Annotated in this window: 28 protein-coding genes; 15 read left to right on the top strand and 13 right to left on the bottom strand. The window is 58.8% G+C overall.

Going from position 1 to position 26226, the window contains the following annotated elements; translation table 11 throughout:
- The first annotated feature begins 179 nt into the window (after positions 1 to 179).
- From VOI29_RS08175 to repC, 6 genes are all read left to right on the top strand, one after another.
- Positions 180 to 1241: a betaine/proline/choline family ABC transporter ATP-binding protein gene (locus VOI29_RS08175; RefSeq protein WP_323777730.1), complete on the top strand. Its 1062-nt coding sequence runs from the start codon at positions 180 to 182 to the stop codon at positions 1239 to 1241.
- Positions 1238 to 2671, top strand: a complete 1434-nt coding sequence (locus VOI29_RS08170) for an ABC transporter permease (protein ID WP_323777728.1) — start codon at positions 1238 to 1240, stop codon at positions 2669 to 2671. Before VOI29_RS08175 ends, VOI29_RS08170 begins: the two co-directional genes overlap by 4 nt.
- The gene (locus VOI29_RS08165; RefSeq protein WP_323777727.1) at positions 2638 to 2739 is read left to right on the top strand and encodes a hypothetical protein; all 102 of its coding nucleotides are present in this window, start codon (positions 2638 to 2640) and stop codon (positions 2737 to 2739) included. Before VOI29_RS08170 ends, VOI29_RS08165 begins: the two co-directional genes overlap by 34 nt.
- 454 nt (positions 2740 to 3193) lie before the next feature.
- A complete protein-coding gene (gene repA / locus VOI29_RS08160) occupies positions 3194 to 4402 on the top strand; it encodes a plasmid partitioning protein RepA (protein WP_323777725.1) in 1209 nt (402 codons plus the stop codon).
- A complete protein-coding gene (repB, locus tag VOI29_RS08155) occupies positions 4399 to 5418 on the top strand; it encodes a plasmid partitioning protein RepB (protein ID WP_323777723.1) in 1020 nt (339 codons plus the stop codon). Before repA ends, repB begins: the two co-directional genes overlap by 4 nt.
- A 171-nt stretch (positions 5419 to 5589) precedes the next feature.
- Positions 5590 to 6825 carry a plasmid replication protein RepC gene (repC, locus tag VOI29_RS08150; protein ID WP_323777721.1) on the top strand — a complete coding sequence of 412 codons (1236 nt, stop codon included), beginning with the start codon at positions 5590 to 5592 and terminating at the stop codon, positions 6823 to 6825.
- 77 nt (positions 6826 to 6902) lie between these two features.
- Here the strand turns inward: repC and VOI29_RS08145 are convergent, their stop codons facing one another.
- Positions 6903 to 7115, bottom strand: a complete 213-nt coding sequence (locus tag VOI29_RS08145; protein ID WP_323777719.1) for a hypothetical protein — start codon at positions 7113 to 7115, stop codon at positions 6903 to 6905.
- Positions 7116 to 7360: 245 nt separating this feature from the next.
- Positions 7361 to 7759: a recombinase family protein gene (locus tag VOI29_RS08140; protein ID WP_416361499.1), complete on the bottom strand. Its 399-nt coding sequence runs from the start codon at positions 7757 to 7759 to the stop codon at positions 7361 to 7363.
- 277 nt (positions 7760 to 8036) lie between these two features.
- On the opposite strand from VOI29_RS08140, the gene VOI29_RS08135 reads away from it, so the two are divergent.
- The 4 genes from VOI29_RS08135 (at position 8037) to VOI29_RS08120 (ending at position 11397) form a co-directional block, all read left to right on the top strand.
- Positions 8037 to 9059, top strand: coding sequence for a hypothetical protein (locus VOI29_RS08135; RefSeq protein WP_416361498.1), 1023 nt, complete (start codon positions 8037 to 8039; stop codon positions 9057 to 9059).
- Between the two features lie 89 nt (positions 9060 to 9148).
- Positions 9149 to 9535, top strand: coding sequence for an IS6 family transposase (locus VOI29_RS08130; RefSeq protein ID WP_323777715.1), 387 nt, complete (start codon positions 9149 to 9151; stop codon positions 9533 to 9535).
- A 139-nt stretch (positions 9536 to 9674) separates the two neighbouring features.
- Positions 9675 to 10355, top strand: coding sequence for an IS5 family transposase (locus tag VOI29_RS08125; RefSeq protein WP_323777713.1), 681 nt, complete (start codon positions 9675 to 9677; stop codon positions 10353 to 10355).
- Positions 10356 to 10788: 433 nt separating this feature from the next.
- Positions 10789 to 11397 carry an FCD domain-containing protein gene (locus tag VOI29_RS08120; protein ID WP_323777711.1) on the top strand — a complete coding sequence of 203 codons (609 nt, stop codon included), beginning with the start codon at positions 10789 to 10791 and terminating at the stop codon, positions 11395 to 11397.
- Positions 11398 to 11761: 364 nt separating this feature from the next.
- Here VOI29_RS08120 and VOI29_RS08115 read toward each other — a convergent pair whose 3' ends face one another.
- From VOI29_RS08115 to VOI29_RS08100, 4 genes are all read right to left on the bottom strand, one after another.
- Positions 11762 to 12700, bottom strand: coding sequence for a pirin family protein (locus VOI29_RS08115; RefSeq protein ID WP_323777709.1), 939 nt, complete (start codon positions 12698 to 12700; stop codon positions 11762 to 11764).
- A 316-nt stretch (positions 12701 to 13016) separates the two neighbouring features.
- Positions 13017 to 13316 carry a putative quinol monooxygenase gene (locus VOI29_RS08110; RefSeq protein WP_323777707.1) on the bottom strand — a complete coding sequence of 100 codons (300 nt, stop codon included), beginning with the start codon at positions 13314 to 13316 and terminating at the stop codon, positions 13017 to 13019.
- A 70-nt stretch (positions 13317 to 13386) separates the two neighbouring features.
- Positions 13387 to 14028: a hydrolase gene (locus VOI29_RS08105; protein WP_323777705.1), complete on the bottom strand. Its 642-nt coding sequence runs from the start codon at positions 14026 to 14028 to the stop codon at positions 13387 to 13389.
- A 32-nt stretch (positions 14029 to 14060) separates the two neighbouring features.
- The gene (locus VOI29_RS08100; protein WP_323777703.1) at positions 14061 to 14681 is read right to left on the bottom strand and encodes a hydrolase; all 621 of its coding nucleotides are present in this window, start codon (positions 14679 to 14681) and stop codon (positions 14061 to 14063) included.
- A gap of 295 nt (positions 14682 to 14976) precedes the next feature.
- Here VOI29_RS08100 and VOI29_RS08095 point away from each other — a divergent pair, with 295 nt between their 5' ends.
- Positions 14977 to 15207 (top strand): hypothetical protein, encoded by a 231-nt coding sequence (locus VOI29_RS08095; RefSeq protein WP_323777701.1) that lies wholly within the window; start codon positions 14977 to 14979, stop codon positions 15205 to 15207.
- Complete coding sequence (locus VOI29_RS08090) at positions 15204 to 16727, top strand: VOC family protein (protein ID WP_323777699.1); 1524 nt, start codon at positions 15204 to 15206, stop codon at positions 16725 to 16727. The genes VOI29_RS08095 and VOI29_RS08090 overlap by 4 nt, the downstream gene beginning before the upstream one ends.
- 83 nt (positions 16728 to 16810) lie before the next feature.
- On the opposite strand, the gene VOI29_RS08085 is transcribed toward VOI29_RS08090, so the two are convergent.
- The 5 genes from VOI29_RS08085 to VOI29_RS08065 all read right to left on the bottom strand — a co-directional run bounded on the left by VOI29_RS08085 (position 16811) and on the right by VOI29_RS08065 (position 21277).
- Positions 16811 to 17404 (bottom strand): hemerythrin domain-containing protein, encoded by a 594-nt coding sequence (locus tag VOI29_RS08085; RefSeq protein ID WP_323777697.1) that lies wholly within the window; start codon positions 17402 to 17404, stop codon positions 16811 to 16813.
- 75 nt (positions 17405 to 17479) lie between these two features.
- Positions 17480 to 18340: a pirin family protein gene (locus tag VOI29_RS08080; RefSeq protein WP_323777695.1), complete on the bottom strand. Its 861-nt coding sequence runs from the start codon at positions 18338 to 18340 to the stop codon at positions 17480 to 17482.
- Positions 18341 to 18569: 229 nt separating this feature from the next.
- Positions 18570 to 19118: an NADPH-dependent FMN reductase gene (locus VOI29_RS08075; RefSeq protein ID WP_323777693.1), complete on the bottom strand. Its 549-nt coding sequence runs from the start codon at positions 19116 to 19118 to the stop codon at positions 18570 to 18572.
- A 42-nt stretch (positions 19119 to 19160) separates the two neighbouring features.
- Positions 19161 to 20051 (bottom strand): ion transporter, encoded by an 891-nt coding sequence (locus VOI29_RS08070; protein ID WP_323777691.1) that lies wholly within the window; start codon positions 20049 to 20051, stop codon positions 19161 to 19163.
- A gap of 68 nt (positions 20052 to 20119) precedes the next feature.
- The gene (locus VOI29_RS08065) at positions 20120 to 21277 is read right to left on the bottom strand and encodes a low temperature requirement protein A (RefSeq protein ID WP_323777689.1); all 1158 of its coding nucleotides are present in this window, start codon (positions 21275 to 21277) and stop codon (positions 20120 to 20122) included.
- A 227-nt stretch (positions 21278 to 21504) separates the two neighbouring features.
- On the opposite strand from VOI29_RS08065, the gene VOI29_RS08060 reads away from it, so the two are divergent.
- Entirely contained in the window at positions 21505 to 22452 is a 948-nt protein-coding gene (locus VOI29_RS08060) for a LysR family transcriptional regulator (protein WP_323777687.1), read from the top strand.
- Positions 22453 to 22525: 73 nt separating this feature from the next.
- Here VOI29_RS08060 and ycaC read toward each other — a convergent pair whose 3' ends face one another.
- Complete coding sequence (gene ycaC / locus VOI29_RS08055; RefSeq protein ID WP_323777685.1) at positions 22526 to 23152, bottom strand: isochorismate family cysteine hydrolase YcaC; 627 nt, start codon at positions 23150 to 23152, stop codon at positions 22526 to 22528.
- Positions 23153 to 23470: 318 nt separating this feature from the next.
- Positions 23471 to 24691, bottom strand: a complete 1221-nt coding sequence (locus tag VOI29_RS08050; RefSeq protein ID WP_323777683.1) for an alpha/beta hydrolase — start codon at positions 24689 to 24691, stop codon at positions 23471 to 23473.
- 763 nt (positions 24692 to 25454) lie between these two features.
- On the opposite strand from VOI29_RS08050, the gene VOI29_RS08045 reads away from it, so the two are divergent.
- Both VOI29_RS08045 and VOI29_RS08040 read left to right on the top strand, forming a co-directional pair.
- Positions 25455 to 25658, top strand: coding sequence for a hypothetical protein (locus tag VOI29_RS08045; protein ID WP_323777681.1), 204 nt, complete (start codon positions 25455 to 25457; stop codon positions 25656 to 25658).
- A gap of 126 nt (positions 25659 to 25784) precedes the next feature.
- Positions 25785 to 26036: a cupin domain-containing protein gene (locus VOI29_RS08040; RefSeq protein ID WP_323777679.1), complete on the top strand. Its 252-nt coding sequence runs from the start codon at positions 25785 to 25787 to the stop codon at positions 26034 to 26036.
- Positions 26037 to 26226: the final 190 nt, after the last annotated feature.

Below are 26226 nucleotides of genomic sequence, written 5' to 3'. Positions count from 1 at the left end.
ACAGCAGGAAATCATGATGAAGGCAATCGATCAGGACGGCCAGCCCATCGACGAGGTGGTTGCCACGTGGATCGCGGACAATTCCGCGACCTGGCAACCCTGGGTCAACGCAGCCAGCAAGTAAGCACAACATGCCCGCGGCCCCTTACCGGGTGCCGCGTCATTGCCCGGAGCAAGATATGACAGTCAACGGGGAACCGAAACTCTCGGTCAGAAACCTGTGGAAGATTTACGGGTCCAACCCGAAGAGTCTCGTGTCTGACGAATTTCAGAACATGCCGCATGCCGAACGCCTTAAGCATGCCAGACAGAACCAGCACTTCGTCGCGGCGGCGAACGTGAACTTCGATGTCTATAAAGGCCAGATCTTCGTGATCATGGGGCTCTCGGGCTCCGGAAAATCCACCGTGCTCCGCGCGATCTCGCGGCTCGACGAACCGACATCCGGGCAGGTCTTCCTGGACGACAAGGACCTGCTTGTCGCATCGCCGAAAGAGCTGACCGAGATTCGCCGCCGCAAGATGGGCATGGTGTTTCAGAGCTTCGGCCTGATGCCGCACCTCGACGTGGTGCAGAACGTGGCTTTTCCTCTCAAGGCACAAGGGCAGTCGCGCGGGGCCCGCCGCGCCCGCGCCCGCGCCCGGGAAATGATCGAACTGGTGGGCCTGAAAGGAAAGGAACGTTCCTATCCGCACCAGCTTTCGGGCGGACAGCAGCAGCGGGTCGGGATCGCACGCTCCCTCGCCGTCGAACCCGAGCTCTGGTTTCTCGACGAACCCTTTTCCGCCCTTGATCCGCTCATCCGCTCGCAGATGCAGGACGAGTTCCTGCGCCTGCAGAAGCAGCTGAACAAGACCATCATCTTCGTCACGCACGACTTCCTCGAGGCGCTCAAGCTGGCGGACAACATCTGCATAATGAAGGATGGCGAGATCGTTCAGATCGGCTCTCCCGCCGACATCGTGCTGCGCCCTGCCAACGACTACGTGCGGGAGTTCATCGGCGACGTGCCGCTGGCTCACGTCCTGAGGGCTGGTGACGTCATGAGCCCTCCCTATCATGACGGCCAGCCCCACCCAAAGGTGGTGCACGACGACATTCTCGAAACCGCTATCAAGCTTTTCGACGACAAAACCGAGACGATCGACGTCATGGACGAGAGCGGCACCATACTCGGCTCGCTCCACCCGCTGGAGGTCATCCGGTCTCTCTACCACGATGATCCGGAGCAAGCCCTGTGAGCACCTTCACCCGGCGTTTCGTTTCGTCCTGCGGCAAGGCGTGGCCGTGGCTCGCCATCCTTGCGCTCAATGTCGTCCTGCTGACGCAGAGGGATGCGTTCAGCCAGATCGTGACCTATCCAGACGGCTGGACACTTCCCCTCGCCGAAGCGCTGGACGGAATCATCGACCGCGCGGTCATCCTGTTTCAGGCTGAGGGACGCGCCATCAGCGGCGGCTTGAACGTTGCCTTCGCCGGTGTTCAGGCCCTGCTGCTCCACGCCCCCTGGATCGCTTCCGTCAGCCTCTTCGCGCTGATCGCCTGGCAGGGCGGAGGCTGGCGGCTCGCGCTGCTTACCGTTGTTCTGCTGCTGTACGTCCTCGCCGCGGGCTACTGGGAGCCCGCGATGAACACCCTCTCGCTCGTGCTTTTAGCGCTGCCGCTTGCCGTCCTCACCGGGTTCGGCATCGGCTATCTCGGCTTCCGGTCCCGACGCGCGCAAGCGGTCATCATGCCGATGCTCGACCTCATGCAGACCGTGCCCGCCTTTGCCTATCTCATACCGATCCTGCTGCTGTTCGGGTTCGGCCCTGTCGTCGGCCTCATTGCGAGCGTGGTCTTCGCCATCCCGCCGATGGTGCGAAACACGATCCTCGGAATGCAGAGCATCCCGGAAGCGGTGATGGAAAGCGCCCGGATGTCCGGCTGCTCGCGGCGCCAGCAATTCGCCTGGGTCGAGCTTCCGGCCGCCATGCCCCAGATGCTGGTCGGCGTGAACCAGACCACTATGGCGGTGCTTTCAATGGTCATCATCGCTGCCATCATCGGCGGGTTCGAAGATATCGGCTGGGCCGTTCTCTCGGCAATGCGCAAGGCCCAGTTCGGCCAGAGCCTGCTCTCCGGCGTCGTGATCGTGATCCTCGCGATCTTGCTCGACCGGATCAGCGCTGCCTACGCCGCGCGCCAGCTTCCGACCTCAAGCCACAGCGGCCTGCCGCTACGCCGGTTTGTCCCTCTTCTGGCGTTGGTCATGGGCGCTGCCTTTCTCGGTGGCCACCTGCTTCCCCCGCTCGATGACTGGCCCCACGGCCTGACTTATTTCCCGGCTCAGGCCATCAACCGGGCAACCTCTGATTTCGTCGTCGCCTATGGCGGGATCATGGCCGCGTTCAAGAACGCGATTCAGTTCATCGTCCTGTTGCCGGTCAAGCTCGGCTTCGAACGGGCCATCGTGCCCTTCACCTGGGGAATAAAGGTTGGGAGCAACTCGGGCTCAACAGAACCGCAACCACCATCTTGGCTGGCACCACGGCACCGAACTTTTCAAGACCTCTTTCAGCCGTCACGCCCACGACGAGCGGTGCCATCGGGGCAATTGCGGAAGGCGCCGGGAGATACATCTGCCTCGGCGAGAACATGGTTTTGCCAGCAGGCCCGCTCTCCCTCATGAACCCGGAGGAGCCGCATAACGCAATCGCAAAAAGCGTGGCCCAGCAAGAAAGGGTAACCGGCCAGTGATCCGCAGCACCTCCCCGCCATTGCGACAGGAGGTCATTTTATCATGCGGAAAGGTGCTTGACAGATCACGCCCCATTACGGAAGGGCGCTTCCTGCGCTTCGCTGCCGCACGGGGCGACCTGGACTGCACATACGGCGCAAAGCGTCTCAATTTCCCTCCGAGGCAGAAAAAAGGTCACGAACCGGCCTTTCAGCCCTCCTGATGGTGCTTCTGGCTCCTGTGACCGCCACCGCGGGAGACTGGCCCAGCTCCGGCAGCTGCAACCTGAAAGAGACGGCGGAGATCCGGGAAGGCAGCCCCCTGCCCCGCCAACTATAGAAAAGACTTGCACGAATCCCGTTCCTTGGCCAATAGTCACGGAAAAGAGGCAGTAAACGCCAAATTCCGTGAACACGCCTGACGGCAAAGACACGGGCAAAAGGCAGAGCGGCAAACAGCAGGCACATAGGGCAGATGGATCATACATACACACCTGAGGATCTCAATGCGGTGATCCGCCAGCATTCCGAATGGATTGCGGCGCAGCTGCATGCGCAGCGCGAAAGCCTGTTCCCGCCGAACGCTTCCAAGACGATGCGCAAATTCACCTCCGGCGAGGCCGCGGCCCTGCTCGGGGTCAATGATTCCTACCTGCGCAAGCTGCATCTGGACGGCAAGGGCCCCTCGCCCGAGCTGACCGCCGGCAACCGCCGCCAGTATTCCGCCGAAGACATCCAGGAACTGCGCGTGCTGCTGGAAAAAACCACCCGCAAACCCGGCGACTACCTGCCCGGCCGGCGCCGCGCCGAAAATGGCGAAGGCTACAGCGACCACATGCAGGTGATCGGCGTGATGAACTTCAAGGGCGGCTCCGGCAAGACCACCACCTCCGCCCATCTGGCGCAGCGCCTGGCGCTCAAGGGCTACCGGGTGCTCGCGATCGACCTCGACCCGCAGGCCTCGCTGACCGCATTGCACGGCGTCCAGCCGGAGTTCGACCTCAAGGACGGCGGCACCCTTTACGACGCCATCCGCTATGATGACCCGGCGCCGATCCGGTCAGTGATCCGGCAGACCTATATCCCCAATCTCGACTTGATCCCCGGCAACCTCGAACTGATGGAGTTCGAGCATGACACCCCCCGCGCCCTGGCCCAGGGCAGCGCCGGGCTGTTCTTCTTCCGGGTAAAAGAGGCTCTGTCGCAGGTCGATTCCGACTATGACGTGGTGGTGATCGACTGCCCGCCGCAGCTCGGCTTCCTGACCATGTCGGCGCTTTCCGCCGCCACCGGCGTGCTGGTGACGATCCACCCCGAAATGCTCGACGTGATGTCGATGTCGCAGTTCCTGCGCATGACCGCCGACCTGATGGACGTGATCGCCCAGTCCGGCGCCGACATGAGCCACGACTGGATGCGCTACCTGCTGACCCGGTACGAACCCTCGGACGCGCCGCAGAACCGTATCGTCGCCTTCCTGCGCACCATGTACGGCGACAAGGTATTGAACGCGCCGATGCTGAAATCCACCGCGATTTCCGACGCCGGCCTCACAAAACAGACTCTATACGAGGTCGAACGCAGCGCTTTCACCCGCTCCACCTATGACCGCGCGGTCGAAAGCCTGAACGCGGTCAACGACGAAATCAGCCAGCTCATTCAGGAAACCTGGGGGCGCACATGACCAGCAGCAAGAAATCCCGTCTCTCGATGCTCGACAGCCTGGCCGCGGCCGGCGCGCCGGTGGCCTCCCCTGCCCCGGCGGCTTCGATGATGTCCAGCAACCGCGCCCTGCGCTCCGCCCGCGACGCAGTGGATTCGCACCGGGTCTGGGATCTGGAACCGCATCAGATCGAGGACACCCGCGTCCACGACCGGCTCGACCCGAACGACATTCTCGACCTGCGCGACGCGATTGAGGCGAACGGCCAGACCGTGCCGATCCTGGTGCGCCGCCACCCCTCTGAGGCCGACCGCTACCTGCTGGTCTACGGCCGCCGCCGTCTGGAAGCGATCCGCTCATCTGACAAGGTCGCCAAGGTCCGGGCGCTGGTCGCCAGTATGGATGATGACGCCGCGGTGCGCGCCCAGATTTCCGAGAACATGGCCCGGCGCGACCTCTCCTTTATCGAAAAGGCGCTGTTTGCGCAGGAACTTGTCGAAAACGGCTTCGGCAACCAGTCGCAGGTCGCCGAGGTGCTGACCGTCACCAAATCCTCCGTCTCCATGGCCATCGCCATTGCCGAGGCGATAGGCGGCGATCTGATCCGCGCCATCGGCCCGGCCCAGGGCATTGGCCGCCCCCGCTGGGACGCGCTGGCCAAGGCAATCTCGGACACCGGCACCGACCGCTCCGCGCTCATCCGTATCGCCGAGCAGGAATACACCGATTTCACCGTCGATGCGGTGACAGAAGGCACTGATGCCGCGCCCGGCGACCCCTCGGTTCTGGCGTTTGAGGCGGTGTTCAAGGCCGCGGTCCCCTCCCCTGCCCCGCAGGACGCCAAACCCGCAAAGAAGAGCCGGACGCTCTCGCAGCCACTCACCGTCGATGGCCGCCGCAGCGCCACCCTGCGCCGCACCGCCAAGGGCGTCAGCCTGGAGCTGCCCGGCGGCGGCTTTGCCGACTGGCTGGAGGACGAGGCGCAGACACTGATTGAAGAGCTTCACGCGCGCTGGCAGTCGCGCTGCGAAGAGTAAGATATAACAATAACTTAGGAGGCACAGAGCAGACAAAAAGAAGGCCCCGCAAAACCGAAGCTCCACGAGACCAACTTGTTTCTAGCACCTTCAAGTTAGTGGCCGGAGCCTTTGACCGCAAGTCCAAAGCGATTCGCGGGCCGCTATTTTTTTGTCTTTCGTGATGATGACATGGGATATATGCCGATCACGCCTTTCGGGCGAACGGTTGATGCTGTCCTGCTGAAACAGCAGGCAGCAACCGAAAAGGCACATCTGCAGCCTGCAGCAAACAAATGGGACGCGCTGCGTGAGCTGGCCGCCGCCCGCAAGACATACGGGCTGAGCGACCGGGACATATCGGTCCTGCAGGCGCTTCTCAGCTTTCTGCCCGGCAAGATGCTGGACCGTCAGAACAGCAGCCTGGTGATCCACCCCTCCAACAAGGTGATCTGCGAGCGCCTGAACGGGATGCCCTGCTCCACCATGCGCCGCCATGTGGCCAAGCTGGTCGAGGCCGGCATCCTGATCCGCCGCGACAGCCCGAACGGCAAACGCTACGTGCGCCGTTACCAGGGTGAACGGATGGCCTTCGGGTTTGACCTCTCCCCTCTTGCTGTCCGGTTTGCCGAATTCAGTGACGCAGCTGAGACAGAACGGGCCGCGCAGATGCACCTTAGACAGCTGCGGGAAACCGTGAGCCTGATGCGCCGCGACCTCGCCAGTCTCGCGCTCTGCGGCGAAGCGGAGCGCCCTGACCTGAATGTCTGGGACCAGTTCCACGATATGGCCCGGCTCACAGCTCGCGCACTCCGCCGCAAGCTGGGGTTTGAGGAGCTCCAGAAAATCCAACACCAGCTTGCCGCCGGACTTAAGGAAGCAAGCGCCCAGCTCGAACCGGATCAGGCAGAAGAAATGAGCACCAGTGACGCCCAAAATGAGCAGCACTATCAGAATTCAACTAAAGACTCTTATGAATCTGAACAGGCGGCAGCTCAAATCAGCACAGAAGAGCCAAAAGCTGCCAAAAGCAGCAACAAAGCTGACACTACAGAGACAGCACCGGTCCCGGATAATCAACAAAGGCAAGCCTCCCGGAATATGCCCAAACTGCCGCTTAGGCTCATTCTGTCAGCCTGCGGAGAAATCAAAACCTATGCGGATGGAGCTATCTGCCATTGGCACGATCTGGTCAAAGCTGCCAATACCATCAGGCCAATGATGGGCATTTCCTCCGCAGTCTGGGAAGAAGCGAAACACGCCATGGGCGCTGCCGAGGCATCGGTCGTGATTTCTGCCATGCTTGAGCGTTTTGGTGAAATCCGTTCTCCCGGCGCCTATCTGCGGCACCTCAGCGCAAAAGCTACTTCAGGGCATTTTTCCAGCGGACCCATGGTCATGGCTTTGGTCCGCCAGGAAGCGGCATAGAGAGTTCAAAGCTGTGAACTCTCTCCGGACTGTGAAACCGTTCCAGATGAACATGAGCGAATGGGGCTTCATCTTGCCTAATGATTATTCAACCCTTCACCCGGATGCCAACCCGGCAGCGCCGATTGTGATCCGGCATCTTTCAGAAAAATAATTGAGATGGCTATGAACATCATACTCACCGGCTTCAGCACCCCCAGCGGTGCGCGAGTTGCGGTAAACAGCACGATCAACTGCAATGCGGGGCAGGGAGCTGGGAATGATAAGCACCCTAATGCCAGGCGTTTCACGTGTTCGGAATGTCTGCATTTGATAGAGGATGCAGAGCAGGTTACGGTCAGCAAGGTCCAGCTCAGGCCGGCATCCGGTGTTTTCGAACCGCTTTCTTAAGAACGATCACGCTCCAGCAGGCCCCGTTCTCCGGCGCGGTCCATCAGCATCTTGACGGACGACACAGACCATTTTATCCGGCCGCGCGGGGCCCGCTCGCGCCTGGCAGGCTCCAGAATCCGGCCTTCCAGTAAACCTTCCCGGATCAGGGCGCGTTCCAGTTCGGCAGCGGCACCCAGTCCTGAAGGGTGAATTTCCCCTGCGGGCTGGAGGTGTCGACTGGATCGCGCAGGGACTTGAACTGGGCGCCCTTGGCCTCTACCCCCGCGATCACCTCCAGCAGATGCGAGAGCGAGCGTGCAAGCCGGTCCAGCGGGATGACAACCAAAGTGTCACCCGGGCCAAGCCTGTCAAAGAGCCGATTCAGGACGGAACGCGCCCGGTCGCCGCCGGAAGCCTGTTCCTCATGCACCTGGACACAGCCCGGCGCCCGCAGCTCCTCGGTCTGGGCTGCGGTGGATTGGTCATCCGAGAAGACACGGGCATAGCCGATGAAGCGCATGGCTGGGCCTTTGGCGGGATTATAGCAGGCGGTCTGCCGCACCTTCGCCCGCTTCCAGCGCATTTTCAATTTAATATGTCAGTATCAATCGACCGTTTGCAACCGAATGCAAGAGAGTGTTCTGTGGTGCTGCTCATCAGAAACCCCTTGGTTTCCACAGGATGAGCGCATTCAGAGAACTCTCCCAGACCATTGCGCGCGTATTATATGGAAGGCTCTGGCGCAATCTGACAAAACACTTGGGTAAAATGCGAAATCGCCGTATTTTGCACATATGAAGACTCAAACACCGTCACAATATGATCAATCTGACGCCCTCATGATCGATGCCGAGGAGGCGGAACAGTCGTCCGAGGACGACTTGTGGTTCCTGCCTGGCCCTGTGGAAGAGGAACCGGATTATCTGCCGCCCGGGCCAAGGGCAGAGCGGCGTGAAACCGAAGTCCTCGACGATTGGCGGAAGGCTGAGGCGGGCAATGCCGCCCGTTTAGCTCGTGCAGCCGGTCGGTTCGGGGCGCTAGACGAGCGGCTGAAGCGTGGTCCGGAAGGCTGGCGGCACAGGCTTGCGCTCATCGAGGCGGCAGACCTTAGCTGGTTTGTGAGCGATCGGATCGGCCCGGATCGGCTGGCGCTCTGGATCTCCATGCGCCTGTCAGGCGTTCAAGATGACACAGCGGCACTCGCGCGTGCCGGATGGGCGGTGCGCCGTCTGACAGGTGGTCCCGGCCCGGAGGCAGACCTGTCCGCCTTCCTCGACCGCCGTGACCCCGAGCACCTGGACGACGAGGCGGAGCCCTTCGCCGACCGCGCTGGTGGCTGGCTCGCTATGATGGTCCAAGCGGCTGACCTCCATCCGGTCACCCGCGCTTGCATGGGCTTTCACCTCTGGAGCCTCGCGGGCCTTGGGCAACAGAGCGATCGAATAGAAGCGGCGGTCACGGCGGGGCGCATTGCGGCCAGCGAAGGCAAGGGAGCAGTCTTTGCGCCTCTGGCCATGGTTAGGGCAGGGGGGCTGCGCGCTGGTGGCTCACCGAACGAGCGCCTCGCGCGCTGGCTCGACGGGATGGAGACCGGATGTCTGACCGCGATGCGGCACCTCGACGGTATCGAGGCATGGTCGGCGCGGGCGGAAACCGAGATGTCGTCGCTTTCGGGCAAGACACCACCGGCCCTGCGCGCTGTGCTGACCGAATGGCCACTTGTCTCCGCCGCGATGGCCGAGGGGCTGACCGGCGCCAGCCGCGCCGCTGTCCAGCGCAACCTCGCCTGGATGGAAGCGCGGGGTCTGATCCGCGAGGTGACAGGGCAGGGGCGGTATCGTATGTGGCGCGCCGCGAACTGAAGTCCGCCGCAAGCCTTGCCGCCCTTTTTGGCGGAACAGGTGATCTCCAGCGGGTCTGTTGCATTAATTGTCTGAAAACCAGATGCTTGATGTCAACCCACCAGGAGGAGGATCACTCTGCAGCGTACTCCTTTCAAACATCCCCGTTTTCACCCGATGTGATCTTGTGCGCCGTACGATGGTACTGCCGTTTTGCACTTTCTTGTCGGGATGTGCGCGATCTGTTGGCCGAGCGCGGAATTGAAGTTGATGCATCGGCAATCCCCCTTTGGGTGCGAAAGTTCGGGCCTGAGATTGCGAAGCGGCCGTTCAAACATCGATTCTGGCGAGCTCTGAATTGGCACGTCGACGAGACATATAGTCGTGTTGGCGGGAAGTGGCGTTATCTCTGGCGCGCTGTCGATCAACGAGACCAGTTGGTCGACTGTCGGCTAACGGCGCGCCGAGACGTCAAGGCCGCAAGGGCTCTTTTTTAGACCGGATGATCGGGGTCACCAGTTGACTGGGCCGGTGGCCTCTCCCGCGGCATTCTCCGTTCGAGGGTTGCGCCGAGCGTGTTGCATAAATCGTTTCCGATGCGTAGCTGGTCCTTCGATTTGACTGCGGGATGCTGGGATGCCTTTCAAATTCAACGCGTTGCGGCGGGATAAGTTTGCGAAGGCAAAGTACCGTGTGACGAACTGGGCCGAATACAACGAGGTGCTCCGCCAGCGTGGTGGCGTAACGGTCTGGTTCAGCGAAGACGCGGTGTCTCGGTGGTGCGCAGCGCGCTCTGGCAAGCGCGGTGGTCAACAACGATATTCTGATCTGGCGATCGAGACCTGCTTGACCCTGCGCGCCGTGTCCGGCTTGCCGCTTCGCCAAACGCAGGGCTTTGTCCGCAGTCTGCTGCGGCTCATGCAGACGGACCTCCCCGTGCCGGATTTTTCGACGCTTTGCCGCCGTGCGCCATCGCTTCAGATCGCGCCCGGCACCCGGACAGCCAGTGGTCCGATCGCGCTGGTTGTGGACAGCACAGGGCTGCGCGTCCACGGTGGCCGCGAGTGGATGCGGGAGAAGCACGGGCTGCCGAAGGCCCGCAAGATATGGCGCAAACTGCATATCGGCTTCGATCCGGAGAGCGGCGAGCTTGTGGCGTCCTGCCTGACACCCCAGCATGCGGGGACACCGGCGCTCTGCCCGGCCTTCTTGCCGAGGTATCCGGTCCGGTGCGCCGTTTCATCGGAGACGGAGCTTATGATGGTGTACCAACCGCCGCGACAATCCGGCACCCGTTTGGTCCGGATGTCGAGTTGATCATTCCGCCGCCGAAGAACGCCGTTCCCGGAGATTGCCAGGCACGCAACGCCCATCTCGACATGATAACCGAAACTGGCCGAATGGCATGGTAGAGGGCCACCGGCTATGGTCAGAGATCGCGCGGCGAGGCCCAGATCAGGCGCTGCAAGCAGGTCATCGGACCGGAACTGCGCAGCCGCAACATGGAGACCCAGACAACCGAAGCCCGCATCGCTGTCAACGCCCTCAACCGCATGACCCGTCTCGGTCGTGCGGCCTATGAGCGTGTCGCATAACGAACCGGGGAAAGGGGCAAATGCGGCCCGAGCGCTATTCGTGCAACGCGGTCAGATGGAGGAAGGATCCGCGCCGCTTTTAAAACTCGATCTCGAGAGCCTGGCGCCCGACAGACCGTTCCAGCGCGGCGATCCGGGCTTCGTATTCGGGGATCATGGCGGCGGAGTTCCCGCAGCTCAAGCCAGGCGAACGTTTGCGGTTCGACGACCTGCGGGAACATTATGGCGCAGGAATCTCGCCGCTTTGGGAAGCGCTGATGCATCTCGCCGCACAGGGATTGGTCGTCTCTGAACATCGCAAAGGCTACCGGGTCGCACCGGTTTCAAAAGAGGACTTGCAGGAGATCGCCCGGCTGAGGGGGGAGTTCGATGCCCTGGCGATCGCAGAGAGCATTCGCAATGGTGATGAGTTGTGGGAAGGGCGGATCATCGCAGCCTTCCACGCTCTTCAGAAGCGCAATAAGATCGGGCTGGACAATGAAATTGACCGGGGTTGGGAGCGTTACCACATCAGATTTCACGAAGAACTGGTTTCGGAATGCAAACTACCGAAGCTTATGGAGTTTCGCTCGATTCTTGATCTGCAAGCCCGCCGGTACAGGCGGATTGCTGTCCACTACCTCACGACACCGCGCGATGATGTTTGCGAGCACAAGTCGATTCGAGATGCAGTCCTTGAACGTGATACAGAGTTGGCAGGCCAACTTATCAGAGAACACTTTCGCAAGACGGTGGATATCATCTTGGAGGGAAACTTCGCCTGACCCCTACGCCGGCCAGCTGGCCAAGCTTCAAATTATCTCCTGAGACACCACCATTTCTCGACTGTGTACTGTCGGTTTTCAGCAACGGCGCAAAGCCGTCCCTCTGCTTGGAGAAAGATATCGGGCCTATTGGGCCGAGCCGATACTACGGCTAAGCGGTTACGTTGCAGGCCCGCCCTGGCCCATCGATGCCGCCAGGGGCGGCCGCATCGTCAAAGCTTGCGACAGTCTATCGGCAACCCCTTGCGGATATGCTTGGCTCTGGAACAAAATCAGGTTTGTGGTTTTTCCGGCAGCTGGCCTCTTCGGCTAACGCAGACGCCACCGGGCTCCTTCCTCACAATTTCCTGATTACGCAGCGTGCTCACCTATCGGGCAGTGGAATAAACTCGTCCTTGTCGTCCTGAGGCAGGTCGAACAACCCCTGTCCCCAGCGAGCAGCACGCCATTCTTCTTTGGCCTCTTCAATCCGGTCTTGGGATGAGGCCACAAAATTCCACCAGACATAGCGTGGACCGTTCAGCGTGGCACCGCCAAGTGCCATCAGCCGCGCTCCCCGGCCGCCTGCGGCAACTGTGATCTTGTCGCCGGGGCGGAAAACCATCATCCGGCCTGCCTCAAATGTCTGCCCTGCTATGCTGACCGAGCCCTCGGTGACGTAAAGCCCGCGATCCTCGTGATCATCCGGCAAGGGAAAGCGGGCGCCAGGGGCGAGTGTTACGTCAAGATAAAATGTTTCCGAATAAAGTGTAGCGGGGGCGTTCTCACCATACGCGTTCCCGAGGATAAGCCGGGCAGCTACGCCGTCAGATTCGATCAGCGGCAGCTTCTCCTTGCCGTGGTGTTCAAAAATCGGATCCATGTCCTCGCGATCCTCGGGCAGAGCAATCCACGTCTGGATCCCGTAAAGACTGTGTGGTCCCTGGCGGGCAGTAGAACTGGTGCGCTCCGAATGGGTCACGCCCTTGCCTGCCACCATCCAATTCAGAGCGCCGGGCTCGATGATCTGATCGCTGCCGATACTGTCGCGGTGATGAAAATCGCCACTGTACAGATACGTGACGGTGCCCAGACCAATATGCGGGTGTGGACGCACATCAATACCCTGCCCAGTCAGAAATTCGGCCGGTCCTGCCTGATCGAAGAAGATGAACGGCCCTACCATCTGCCGCTTTGGCGCAGGGAGGGCTCGCATGACTTCAAACCCGCCCAGATCGCGGGCGCGGGGAACAATCAGAGTTTCGATTGAATCGACACCGATGTCATCAGGGCAGCCAGGTTCCAATGCGGGGTTCCAGCTCATTTCAATGTCCTCCTTGAACGTGGATTGAGAAGATCTGCCTAACTGGAGATCGGATAATATGGCGATTTTAGCGCAGAATGCCTGGGACGGAGACAGCGCACAGACGGATTGTTCTGTGGCAATCCGTCATTCCGGCATAAGACCTGCGTCCGGTCGCAACTGTGGGAGTCAGACGATTGCGTTGAGTTTGACGGAAATCACTGCCTTTCCCGTGAACCGGTTTCTTAAAGAAGGCGATAGAGCACGCGCTTTTCTCATCAGCAACTTTGGCAAAAAACACTGATGCAAAGGGAACCCGATCCAGCCAATTTTCCACTCATGACCGGACGGGTTTCAGGATGTGAACGAAATCCCGAGCTTCCACATTTTGGTCTCCGTCCTCATGAAAAGACCTGATGTGTTCTCCAGAGTTGTGGTGCTTCTGTTGGGCTTCACTACTCTCCCAATGTTCGAAAAAGACGAATTGGCCGGGTTCATTGGCATCTTCGTACAGATCATAGCCTAGGTTCCCGTCCTCGTTCCGAGATGGCTCAACCAGTTTGGCAAGATCACGGCGCAGTGCATCTGCCTTACCTGGTTTTGCATGAAGGCCAACGACGATTCTGATTTCACTCATGAGATAGGTTCCCCAGTGAAAGACTGCTGTCCCGTGCGGTCACGGCACGGGACATTGTTGATACGATCTGTTACTCGGTTTTGTCGTAGGAGAATTGAATCCCCGCAGTGCCGCCGGTGGAGATGAACAGATCCATAAAGGCAGGAACCGTTTCCTTTCGATCCCAATCCCGCTGCAACTCGCAGAAAAGTTGCGGCACGCTGATCATCTTGCCGCCGGCTTGTTCGATCCGTCGCAACCCGGCCTCGTGTGCGGCGACGGAGGTGCCGCCGACAGCATCCGCAACGACATAGACCTCGTAGCCTTCCGCCAGAGCATCAATCGCCGGAAAAGTCAGGCAGGCCTTGGTCCAGAGCGCGGTCATGATCAGTTTTTTCCGGCCGGTCGCTTCGACCGCTTTCCTGAATTCGACATCTTCCCAGGAGTTAATCGTTGTCCGGTCATACGTTGGATAGCTCTCCAAAACCTTGCGCAACTGCGGGATCGGGGGCTTGTTAAGCCCGGTCTCCACATTGACGGTCGAATGGACAATTGGCAGATCATAGGCAACGGCTGCCTTGGCAGTGCCAACGATGTTATTGATCAAAAGCTGCCGGTCCATGGACGCGATGGAGTTTACTTGGACGGGCTGGTAGTCAATAACAACCAGCGCCGAATTCTCGGGAGTAAGCAGCCGATCCTTGGCCGGATCACGGCGTGCTTCACTCGTCATGGCAGTCTCCTTTGCTGCTTGGTTGGGAAAATTTATCCGCGCGCGGAGTCCAGTTGCTCGCCATCATGTTCGACAGCCCGTGCTTTTTGATAGCTTTCAATCAGGAGCTGGTACTCGGGGAAGATCCGCGTATAGATCTCTGCCCATTTTTCGGCGTCATCACGATGCCAGGTGCGCTGAATTTCCGATGCAACGGCAGCGGTATCCATGGGGACGGCACCTGCCTGGACGACGCGGGCAAGCGTGATCTCCTGGGCCATTTTCGAATAGGTGCCGGACGCGTCCACCACCACAAAAACCTTGTACCCGTCCGCAATCGCGCTGATCGCAGGAAAGGCCATACAAACGCTGGTGATTGTCCCAGCTATAATCAGAGTCTTCCTGCCTGTTTCCTCGACGGCCTTGACGAATTCCGGGTTGTGCCAAGCATTGATCTCACCCCTGCGGGCCACGTATTTCGCGTGGGGGGCATTCTCGTGGATCTCGGGGACAAGCGGGCCATTCGGGCCTTGAGGAACAGAGGCTGTAGTGATTACCGGCATATCAGCTAGCGATGCTATTGAGGCCAGAGCGCCGGCGTGACGGCGCAGAGCAGTCATCGGCATGTCGTTCACAGTTTGGAATAGACCGCTTTGGTGATCGATGAGCAGCATCACAGCGTCATTGGGTTCAATCACAGGGAGGCTGCTCTCAAAGTTGGCTGGGGCACTCATTCTCGTTCCTTTCAAGCAGAGTTATTCTGTGCGTGGACTGACAGCCGGCACATTCTGTACCGTTGCGTAATCGGGCACTGCTCTTACTATAACGGCGCTCTCTTGAGATAGCGTTCGCCCTTTTCGAACGCGGCGTTTCAAGGCGCGCCGTTGACGTTTCGGGACAACCTAGGTCTCTAAGTCGGTATGGAAACGATTCTTGCCGGATGCTAATATTTTCTTCTGAGGGGGGAGAATGACGAAACTAAATTTTGCGATGGGCGCGTATGCGCTTGCCCCGCATAGCGTCTTGGCAGGGTCGGCTGCGCACAAAGTCATCGGGGCGCACATCTTTCCGAAGATACGCTGGGGCACCAAAAAGTTGCACAGAAGCATTGTCAGCACGGCGAGTTTTCTGGCGCTGCATAAATTGCACACAGAAAGCACAGAGGCCAAATTAGTGCAGGCCTGCGGGGCCAGAAAGTGACGACCGGGATCCATCACGTCACCGCTCTCACCCGGGATGTGCAGCGCAACGTGGATTTTTATGCAGGTTTTCTTGGGCTGCGCTTGGTCAAGCAGACCGGGGGATATGAGGACGCCGAACAACTTCATTTGTTTTATGGAGACAGGATTGGCAGTCCTGGCTCCATCATCACTTTTCTGGTTTGGCAAGAAGGCGCGCGCGGCCGCGTGGGACTGGGGCAAGTGAGCGAGATTGGATTCGCCGTGCCGCCCGCAAGCATCGGCGGCTGGATGCAACGGGCAATAGCGGCAGGTGTACCAGTCTCCGGGCCAGCACGCGAAATGGGCGAGACTGTGCTGCGTCTGCGCGATCCGGACGGACTCACTGTCAAACTGGTGGGTGTTGATTTGCCCACCATGGCGCCGCTGGAAGATTCCCTGGCGCCGACCCGTATCCGGTCGGTGACAATCCTGACCGACGACGCCCGCGCCACAGCGGCCTTCACCGAGCGGTTCGGCTATCGCAAGGCAATGCAGGACGGGCCACATACGCGCATGGCCTCAGAGACGGACGTGATCGACCTGCGGCAGTCGGCTGGTTTCGTGACAGGCGGGCCGGGAACGGGTGTGTTTGACCACGTCGCCTTCCGGGCGCCTGATGCCGGTGCAGTGCGCAAGATGCGGCTTGATCTGAAAGATCATAGCGGCCTGACTAATGTGCATGACCGAAAGTATTTCCTTTCGCTTTACGTTCGTGAACCGGCGGGCACACTTTTTGAGTATGCCACCGACGCCCCTGGTTTCACCGTGGACGAGGCTGCGGAGCATCTGGGGGAAACTCTTCTGATCCCGCCCAGCGACACCGGTCGTGCTCAGGACCTTCGCGTGATGCTGCCGCAATTCGCACGACCGGGCGACGAGAGGCGGCCCATGCGCGACCTGCCCTTCGTTCATAGGTTTTACACTCCAGAGGATTCCGACGGTTCGGTTTATGTGCTGCTGCACGGAACCGGCGGCAATGAGGCTGACCTGATGCCTTTAGCCGCTCGGATCAACGCGCGCGCCACACTCTTGGGAGTGCGAGGCCGATCAACTGAAGAAGGCACACAACGCTGGTTCCGCCGCTTTGAACCTGAACGCTTTGACCAGAACGACATCAATGCCGAAGCCGCTGCATTTGACTACTTTGTGGGTGAGGTGATCAAGAGCTATGGGCTCGATCCTGCACAGTTGATTTTTCTTGGCTATTCCAATGGCGCGAATTTCCTCGGGGCGGTCATACGCTTGCATCCAGGAACTATTCAACGTGCCATCGTTCTGCGGGGAGGAGACGTACTGGAAGAAACGCCGTCCGCGGATCTAAGTGATGTGCAGGTTCTCCTGTTGACCGGAACACAGGATCCATTCGAGCGCCATGGCAAAAGACTTGAGACCGCGCTGACTGAGAGTGGCGCGGCAGTGACAGTCAAGCATGTCGAGGCCGGTCACGACCTTTCGCCTGAGGACCCGCTCTTCGTCAATGAATGGCTGACCAATCTTTAGGGAAAGAACGGGTTTCACGCCCCGACCTATCCCCGTGCGAAGATTAACAAACCCGCTTTCTGTCGCCTGCGTATCAGGACTCGTCATCCAAAATCCGGATCGCTTCTCGCCCGCTCAAGAAGCAGTGGGATGACGATCTCCTCCTCATCGCCGAGATGCTGTCGCAATAGCGGTGCAGTGTGTTTTACTACGGTGACCAACTCGTCCAGGGCGAAACGTTGATCGCTGGTCATCACGCCCTCAGTTCGACCGAGGCGCTCCAAACTTTTGTGCGTGGTAGCAGCCAGCTCACCGAGGGCATCGTGGATTAGGCGGTGATCTCCATCTAGTATTTCGAACCCGCGAGCGAGACGTGGCTCCGCGCTCTGGAACATAGGAAAATAGTGATGGTCCTCAACATTATGGTGTCCTTCCAAGCCGCCGATCAGGCTGCCGATATGACGGCGCAGGGCTGGACCGCTGTCATAGTTTGTTTCGCCGGATTCACATAGGCTCAAGAGGTCTTCGTAGATCTTGTAGGTTCCTGCACGGAAGACATCGTGATTGGCCAGCCAGAATGCGGCGGTTCCCGCCAGAGCGGACTGAGCCTTCCAGCCTTTACGGGGGTGCTTGTGGAGAAGAAACCGCAAATCTTCGGGAAGGCCTTGTCGGGTGCCGAGTTTCAGAACGTCGTCCATTATGACCTCTCCTGAATAAAGCGGGCGGCAGGAAAGCCCGCCGCCCTGTAGGATGCGAAGTGTCAGCTCCTAGACCTAGAGCTGTCCGAAGCGCCCGGAATTGAACTCTTCAATCGCCTTACGGATTTCGCCTTCGGTGTTCATCACGAAGGGACCGTAGGCGGCGACAGGCTCGTCAATAGGCTCACCTGCCAGGATCAGCAGCTTGGCGTCACTCGCCGCTTCAATTTCTACCTTGCCACCCTCGCGCGAAAGCCGTGCAGTGGCAGGGCCAGACAGCTGGGCCTCCGCATTGACCGTGACATCGCCCGAAAGCGCTACGACGATTACATTGTGTCCCTCGACGGGGTCGAGTGTGACGGTATTACCGGCGTTCAGCCTCAGATCCCACACGTCGAGCGGGGTGAAAGTCTTAGTCGGGCCTTTAAGGCCGCCGTATTCCCCGGCGATGACCCGTACTCGACCCGCACCTCCGGCCAGGTCGATGGCTGGGATCTGCGCATCGGTAATCCCCTGATAGCCGGGTTCGGCCGATTTTTCCTTGGCTGGCAGGTTTACCCAGAGCTGAACCATCTCAAATTTCCCGCCCCTGGCGGTGAAGTCGTGACTGTGGAATTCCTTATGCAGGATACCATTACCTGCCGTCATCCACTGCACATCGCCTTCGCGGATTACTCCGCCCCGCCCGGTGCTGTCGCCGTGCTCGACTTCACCTGCATAGACGATTGTCACAGTCTCGAACCCTTTGTGCGGATGCACATCGACACCGCGCGGCTTGGATGCCGGCCCGAACTCATAGGGGCCGCCGTAGTCCAGCATCAGGAAGGGCGTGTTTTCGTTGCTGCCTGACATATGCGAAAACAGCGACCGTACGGGGAAACCGTCGCCAACCCAGTGACCACTTGGTGCAGTGGTTGTTGAAAGAATCTTACGCATCGGAACCTCCATTCAACACAAGGCGGCATCGCCGCTGTTGCTGAATAGATGGTCGAAATTGGCGACTGGACAAGAGCTACCATGTTCGTCATTTTCGAACGCCGGGTTTCTCTAGCACTCCCTGAGGTATCCTCCGGGCATATGGTATAACTCTTTAACTCGATGAAAGCGGACAAAATCTGACTTCGCCACTCCTCGGCATAGCATTCAACTGCCAGAAGGACGGTTTTCAGTTTCGGTTGAGATGCTTAGCAAATCCAGCGATAAATTCAGCCAGCATCTCGCGGGTCTTCTCATCGGTTAAGTTGCCGTCATCGTCAAATACAGTGGCGGCGCGTGACACCAGCATCCGCCCCCCCGTCCAGAGGTCGGCTTTGAGTGTTCGCAGCACGGGCAGCCAGTGAGCTTGTGCCATCACAGTTCCGAAACCGCCAGGTGATGCCCCGACTACCGCTACCGGCTTGCCGTCAAACAGTGCCAAGCCGTCCCCGCGCGACATCCAGTCGATTACATTCTTAAACACGCCTGGTACGCCGTTGTTGTATTCAGGCGTGACCAGCAACAGCCCGTCCGCAGCCGCGAGCCCTTGTTGCAAATCCTGCACCGGCAGTGGAAGTCCCTGCTCCGTTTCAAGGTCCGCATCGTATAGCGGTACCCCGCGGATCGACCCTGGTGAAAGTTTCACGCTATCCGGCGCGACTTGAACAGCGGCTCGCAGCAAACCCGAATTGAACGAAGCCCTGCGCAGGCTTCCCGAAAGCCCCATGATATGCGTCATTTTCGAGTTCTCCTGTTTCTAATGATCTTACCTTCAACGGTATCACGGCCTGGATTCGAATTTGTGGCCGCAAGAAGGACAGCGGCACCATTTCGGATCACGGTGGTTGCGGCGTACCTCTTGATGTATCGTCCGCGCCATTTCACGGTTAATCCCGAGTTCACGCCGCAAACGCTCTATCTTGCGTCCCTCAGTGATGTCTATGAATCCATCCTCCAACGCACAGCGGAACTCCTCATGGAGCTGCTTCCGGCGCTGGTGAAGGTGATCTGCCATTCCGCTGGCAATGATCCCGGCGGGCAAAGCCGCCATACCTACCCCAAGCAGCGTGATAGCACCGCCAAACAGCCGGCCCAACGGTGTGATCGGCGTCACATCTCCGTAGCCGACAGTGGTCAGCGTGACCATAGCCCACCACATTGAAGACGGGACTGAGCCAAAAGCCTCGGGCTGAGCCTGATGCTCGACCAGGTAAGCGCCCGCTGAAGCGAAAACCAAAAGGATGGCCAGTATCATAAACGCAGCGAGCAGGGTGGATCCCTCCTCTCGAATAACGGCGATCAGAGCCGAAAGCGCCGGAGAATACCGTGTCAGTTTGTATATCCGCAGCAGCCGCAGCACCCGGAGCAACTGAAAATCGACCGAGAAAAACAGTGTCAGATAAAGCGGCAGTATGGCGATCAGGTCGATCACGGCCATCGGGGTCAGAACGTAGCGCAGCCGAACGCGCCAGGCAGGCTGATCTGGGGCCGCCTCGGCACTCGCCCAGACACGGGCAGCGTATTCGACAGTAAAGATCGCCGTGATCAGCAGATCGAAATTGTGAAACTCTGTTCCGTAACGCGCAAAAATGCCTGGCACGGTTTCCAGTGCTACTGCAACGACGCTTGCGATGATGGCGACGATCAGTGCGATTTCTAGAAACCATGCCACCCTGTTCGCCCGTGTGGGATGTTCAAGAACTTGCCAAACCCTTGCCCGCGGCGTTTGGGTATTCGAAATCATGGCAAGTCCTCGGCTTTCAACTCGCGAACAGCAGTGGCGAGCGGCCAGAGCACTTGAGCGAAGAGCGCGATGCAAAAAATGAGATTGCCTAAGATTGCAGGAAGCTGGCCCAGCAGCGCCAGCTGGACCACCATCATTGCAATCCCGAATAATCGAACCCAGCCATGAGCATGACGCCTGGTGTTGTCACGGCCTTCGACCTGCGTCTGCAACACCCAGATCGACGCTAAAAAGAGCATGAGTGCGACTGCGCCGACTGCGGCGTAGCCGACGGGATAAGGTTCCCAAAACCCGACATAGACCTCACCGGCGAGCGCTACGCCAATAGAGACGGCGCTCCACATGACGAGAATATGGGCAAACCAATAGAGCAGCAACGTGCGCAGATCCCGGGACTTCGGCCGGGCATTACCCACACTGTCGAAGTAAACCCAGGCCAGCGCGAAAAGCGAAAGGCCGCCGAACGCCAGATTGAACAGTGTTGCGGCTTCGGCCTTGTAAATTCCTTTGTCCGATAGTGTGACAACTAGCTTAAAAAATCCTTCTCCCAGAAGGATCAGCATAATCAGGCCGAAGCGTTCCGAAACATGACCGAGCCGCGGCACGAACTGTTGGAAACGCAGCGTGCCGATGCCCGGCAGCATGTATTGCAATTGGATGGCCGCAACGCCCGCCCCGAAGACCCAATAAGCCAAGGGGCGCGGAAGGACGGCTGAAGAAGCAAATACGGCAGCTATCACAAAAAAGTTTCGCCCCTGTTCATAGGCAAGACTGGTTGCCGCGCCTTGCATATTGCGTGCGCGCCAGTAGAGCAGGGCCGTAAGCGCCCGGTTTGCCGCATAGGCCAAGGCAAAATACGGCCAACCGTCACCTGTTACGCTGTTAAGAGACGCAGCCATGAACATTGCCGTGACGATTTGAACCGCCATGATTATCCGGTGCGGAATGTCCGTGGAGAGGAACAGAGAATTGTAGATCGAGCTGTCGGCCCAAGCATAAAAGACAGCAAGGTAGAGCGCTGTGTAAACCCAAACCCCATTCCAATCGAGATGGTGTGACAGGTAGTTGCCCAAGAGAAAGATCGTCACGACGTGGATCAGGTCAAAGAAGAGTTCGACCCAGTGAACATGGTCTGACGGGTTCTCCACATCCATGTGATGGCGCGGTTTCCGCCAGATCGGATAGTCTCTAATCGGCAATGTGCGGTCCTTTCAATCACACGGGTCTTGATCCATTACAATCAATCAGAACCGTCCAACGGTAAAGATGCCGGTTCAACACTGCCCGGCCCTCCTTGTCATTTGTTGCGCCGGAGACGATGCTATGTCATCTGGGTTTCCGCCCGGTCGGCAAAGCAGGGGCAGTTTGTTGTGGTTTGACTATGCGCTATTCGCTTGATGAAATTGAAACGTTCCTGACCGTTATGGAGCTTGGCACTGTCACCGCCGCGGCCGCACGGCTCAACTATTCCAAATCTGTCATCAGCAAACGGATATCGGATTTCGAACTGTCGGTCGGAGCCGCCCTGTTCCTCCGAAATGCTGGACGGATCACTCCGACAGAAACCGCGTTGCGACTGGCAGAACGAATTCGGCCCGCCCTTACCGAACTGATTGCTGCGACCGAAAGCGCTGCATGCGAGAATGAAGCCACCGGTCTCTTGCAGGGGTCTCTTGCCATTACAGCGCCGATGTCGTTTGGCACCATGTTTCTGTCCGGGATCCTTGCCGATTTTGCCCGCACTCATCCCTCACTCGATCTGCGCATCGACTATGATGACCGTGCTCGGGACCTCCTGCGCGAAGGGTTCGATATCGGCATCCGCATCGGAGATGCCAGGGATGCACACCTGATGCAGCGAAAGCTCTGCGAGGACAGGCAGATAGTCGTAGCAAGCGCAGACTACCTTTCGGCGCATGGAACACCGGAGACCCTTGCAGACTTGCGAAGCCACCAGGTTTTGAGCTATGCGCATCTCCCTGATGCAATGCTTTGGCAGTTCAAGCAGGACGGACGCACTATTTCGCCGCAAGTGGCCGGGCGGATTACGTTGAACAACGGCGAAGCGATGCGCGATATGGCCATTGGCGGTGTGGGTTTGGCTATATTGCCAGGCTTTGTCGTTTCCTCAGCTTTGCGCGACGGAAAGCTTCAACGGGTGTTACCGGATTATGAGGCAAGAACCCTGCCAGTTTTAGCCGTTTGGCCGCCAGTCTCCCCTATGCCCGCAAAGCTGCGCATTTTGATTGATCACATGGTTTCATACCTGTCAGAGCAACGCCCCTGGGAAGCCGACCCAGATTCCGGTTCTCGGGGCGCCAAAAATTGATCGGGAACGCGGCCCTTGGCGGCTGGAAGACCCGCCAAGGGCTTGTCTGGCATACTCTCCGGTCACGGCACGCCTATGAAGTGACGGGCGTCGCGTTGTAGCTGCTGATCAGATTGCGGTAGTCGGGAATGTGGTTGGAGAACAGCGCCCCTAGCCCTTCGATGTCATTCCGCCAGTCACGATGCAATTCGCAGGCCATGCCGAACCATGATGTCAGCTGGGCTCCCGCAGCAGACATGCGGTCCCATGCCGCGTCCCGGGTCACCTGATTGAATGTCCCAGAGGCATCCGTCACGACAAAAACCTCGTAACCCTCTTCGATCGCCGACAGGACTGGGAATGACACGCAAACTTCCGTCACCACGCCGGCAACAATCAGCTGTTTCTTGCCGGTCGCCTTCACGGCCGCGACAAAGTCCTCGTTGTCCCAAGCGTTGATTTGTCCTGGGCGGGCGATGTAGGGGGCGTCCGGGAAAAGCTCCTTCAGCTCAGGAACCAGCGGCCCGTTGGGGCCGTCCTCAAAACTGGTGGTCAGAATTGTCGGCAGGCCGAAGTATTTAGCGGAATCAGCCAGGGCCAGAACGTTGTTCTTGAACTTGTCAGGATCGATATCGCGCACCAGAGACAGAAGCCCGGCCTGGTGGTCGACCATCAGAACGGCGGCATCATTTTTGTCGAGGCGTTTGTATGGAGTTGTCATCTGCGTTTCCTTTCACTTGCTGCCGCAGGATGAGGAGGGATCAAGTGTGCGCTTGGCGTCTCAAATCACCTTCACAGCGGATCAGTGAAGGCAAATCCCGCCACATTCGGCGGAAAAATCATACCACTTTCCACACAGACTTGTGCTGCCGGAATACCGAAAGGCGGTGTTCGGGAAGATCGAACGTCTCCTGTTCAGGCCCGGATGCAGCCAGCCTCTTGCTGCACTCAGTATCTTTTCCACAACGCTTGCTCTGTGAGCTTGTGGTCAAACCCGGCCGAGAGGCCAAGCTTAGGCAGCCATCGGCCTTGTGCCAGGTTAACGAGACGGCCTGGAGCCGTCGTCAATGGGTTGAGGGTCCGGATAGTGCGACGGCAGCAACCAGAACCCATCTCCAAGATCGACAAGAGGCCTGGACGCACTTCCAGGCATTGCTCCCGTGCGCAGGGCCAAGATTATGTCTGATAGGACGGCAGGGTTTCTTCTGAAATAGGTATGGCTGTTGCTGCTGTCGCCATTCTCCACCCGGATAAAATAGACCAAGGCATCCCGCAGAAGAGATTCGAATTCAGCCGGTTCCAAGTCCTCGCGCTGCAGCTTTCCAAACCTGACGGTGCGGGTCAAAATCGCGGAGAGCCCAAGGGCGAAGTCATTTGGGTTGATGTAGAAATTCAGTTGCTCGAAGGCTTCTTCGACACGTTCTGTTGCGAGTCGTTGACGCACCACCCCCACATCAAGGTCGGCGGCGGCCAAAATCAGCGTTCCAGTTTTCATCGCGCGTCTTGGCCTTAACCCAGCGGCACGATGTTGAATGACAAGTTCGCGAATTCCATCCATCGCAACATCCGATCCATGGGAATGCGCAACGATGTCGATACGCTTCACCTCTGGAACTTCAGCCAGCAGCCGCATTACCTCCTTGAAATGAAACACGCTGACCTCGCCGGCGGCACTGTCGCGAAAGTACCCCAAGACACCCGGGTTTCCAGCAGGCCATGAAAAGGCCAGCGGCAGGCTTTGACGCCCGGAAAAGTGCCACAAATTTGCGAGCGTAGAGAGGCTTTCGTCGAACGTGTTATTCACGCCGTGAATGTAGAGCAGAACGCTGTCCTGCTGCAGACTGGACAACTCTTCGCTCACGGCCTGCTTAAAGGCATGTCCCTGTTTTTGATAGGTAGACAGCGGGCCAGCCTGGAATTGTACCGTATTTCCGCGTCTGTCCACGGGAAGCGGGATTGGCAGGAAATGAACAACTTCTTTGACACCGCCGATCGTAAGGGCCGTCCACTTGCGCCTTTCTACACCGGTTGTCCTTCGCAGGAGAGCGTCCCAATCGGTGGCATCAAACTTTACTGTAGCCTCTCCAAAGAACATTGAATCGGATCTTTGTTTGCCAAAGAAGCCTCGCTGCTCGTCACTGCCCGCAGCCTGGCGGTTGGTTGCGAAAAACAGCTTCGGATCAATGCTGCGCAGCGGTTCCGGAATTTCCTCAGCCGGGTACTCCGCGCCATTCAGGTAGATATTGGGTGGCGGCGACAATTGCGTTGGTTTGGGAGCGCAGCCCACTGACGCAACTATTAATGATATCAGGATTTGCCTGATCACTGTCTCGCCTACCTTTCCGGCCAACTGGCGGCCAGGACCCGCTCTGCCAGCAGATGCATTCCGGATAGAAACGTCATCAGGTCCTGGATGGAACTGCGTCTCCACGCTCCGCAGCAAGACTTCTGGGTGACCAGCCGGCTTCCAGAGCGTTCAGGCGCACACCAGCCCTTCGGTTCTTGCTAGTCTCACATTGGTGACGTCGTTCATATTGGCCTGCGATGCCTAGGCTGACAAGGCGCAGCTCTGGACGACAGGCTCAATCCTGCGCAAAATTGCCCGTGGGAAACGCGGTGCTAGGTGTGATCGTCAGAACCAGTTTGCGCATTGCACACCTGCATCCACTACACGCGCGTACATCCGGATTGTCGAAGGTATTTCGATGCGGCTGGCGGTGCATCGGCGGCGTTCGTGTGTAACCGAACTCGCCTTGAAAACCTGACCAGGAAGATGCCGCGGGTGTTGCGGCTCAGTCATTGGCCTTTGTAACATCGCTGCGCTTTGTCTGAATGTCCGAGTTTCCCTTTGCCATGCGACGGGAGAAAATCGGCAGTGCAGCGGGCCGGCGCGCTGCGTGCGCAGAGATATTCTGGCGCTTCCGGAATGGGCTCTCAGCCAGGTTTCGCCGCTTTCGGCGCACAGGTCGGTTTCTGAGACGCGAACGACAACGCATCAAACGAAACGGCGGAAAATCAAGGGCATGGCCAATTCTGCCGATGACTGGTTTCATTCCGCCCGCACCACGGAGCTTGCCGCATTGGCATCGGGCGGCTCTGAGCCCATACCGGATGCCGCGAGTTCTTTGGAAGGCAGCAATGGCATTCAAAGCTGGCGTCTTGTCGGCAACGCAATTCCCCTAAACGGTTGTCTCGGGAAATTTCATTTGCTCCATGAATGCACGTGAACATCACGCCCGGAGTGACCTTTCATGATCTTTGTTGCCAGTTCCTCGCGTTCCTTGTCACGAACTCGGACCCAAAGGAGGATGCCTCCACGCTCGATCTGGTTTGAATAGTAGTCCTTGTGATGTTTGCCAACGCGGCGGGCCAACAATGTACCTAGCACCACAGCCGGGCTGCCGCCGATTGCGATGGCGGCAAAGGCCGATGATGGTGTCATCGTTCCCGCGGGTGCCAAGCACAACGTCATCAACACCGGGTCGGAACCATTGCGTCTTTATACGATCTACGGGCCGCCCGAGCACATCGAAGGCACTGTACACACGACCAAGACCGAAGCCGACGCATCCCACGAACATTTCGATGGGCGCACCACTGAGTAGAGCCACGCGGGAGACGGAGCCGCTGGCGATCTAATGTGTCGGCAATTCTAAGTGAACGGTCCTTCGCTGTTGGGCATGCAGTGGCCGCAATGTCCCGCAACCTGATGGAGTGGATGCCCCTCCCGACGGCATCGTGATGTGCCATGCTGGTGCTGTCTTGACAGACCAGAAACAGAGGAGGCGGCAATGG

Source organism: Leisingera sp. (assembly GCF_034669605.1).
Lineage (GTDB): Bacteria > Pseudomonadota > Alphaproteobacteria > Rhodobacterales > Rhodobacteraceae > Leisingera.
The sequence above is the reverse complement of the archived record's forward strand: the minus strand, read 5'-3'. Positions and strand labels throughout refer to the sequence as shown.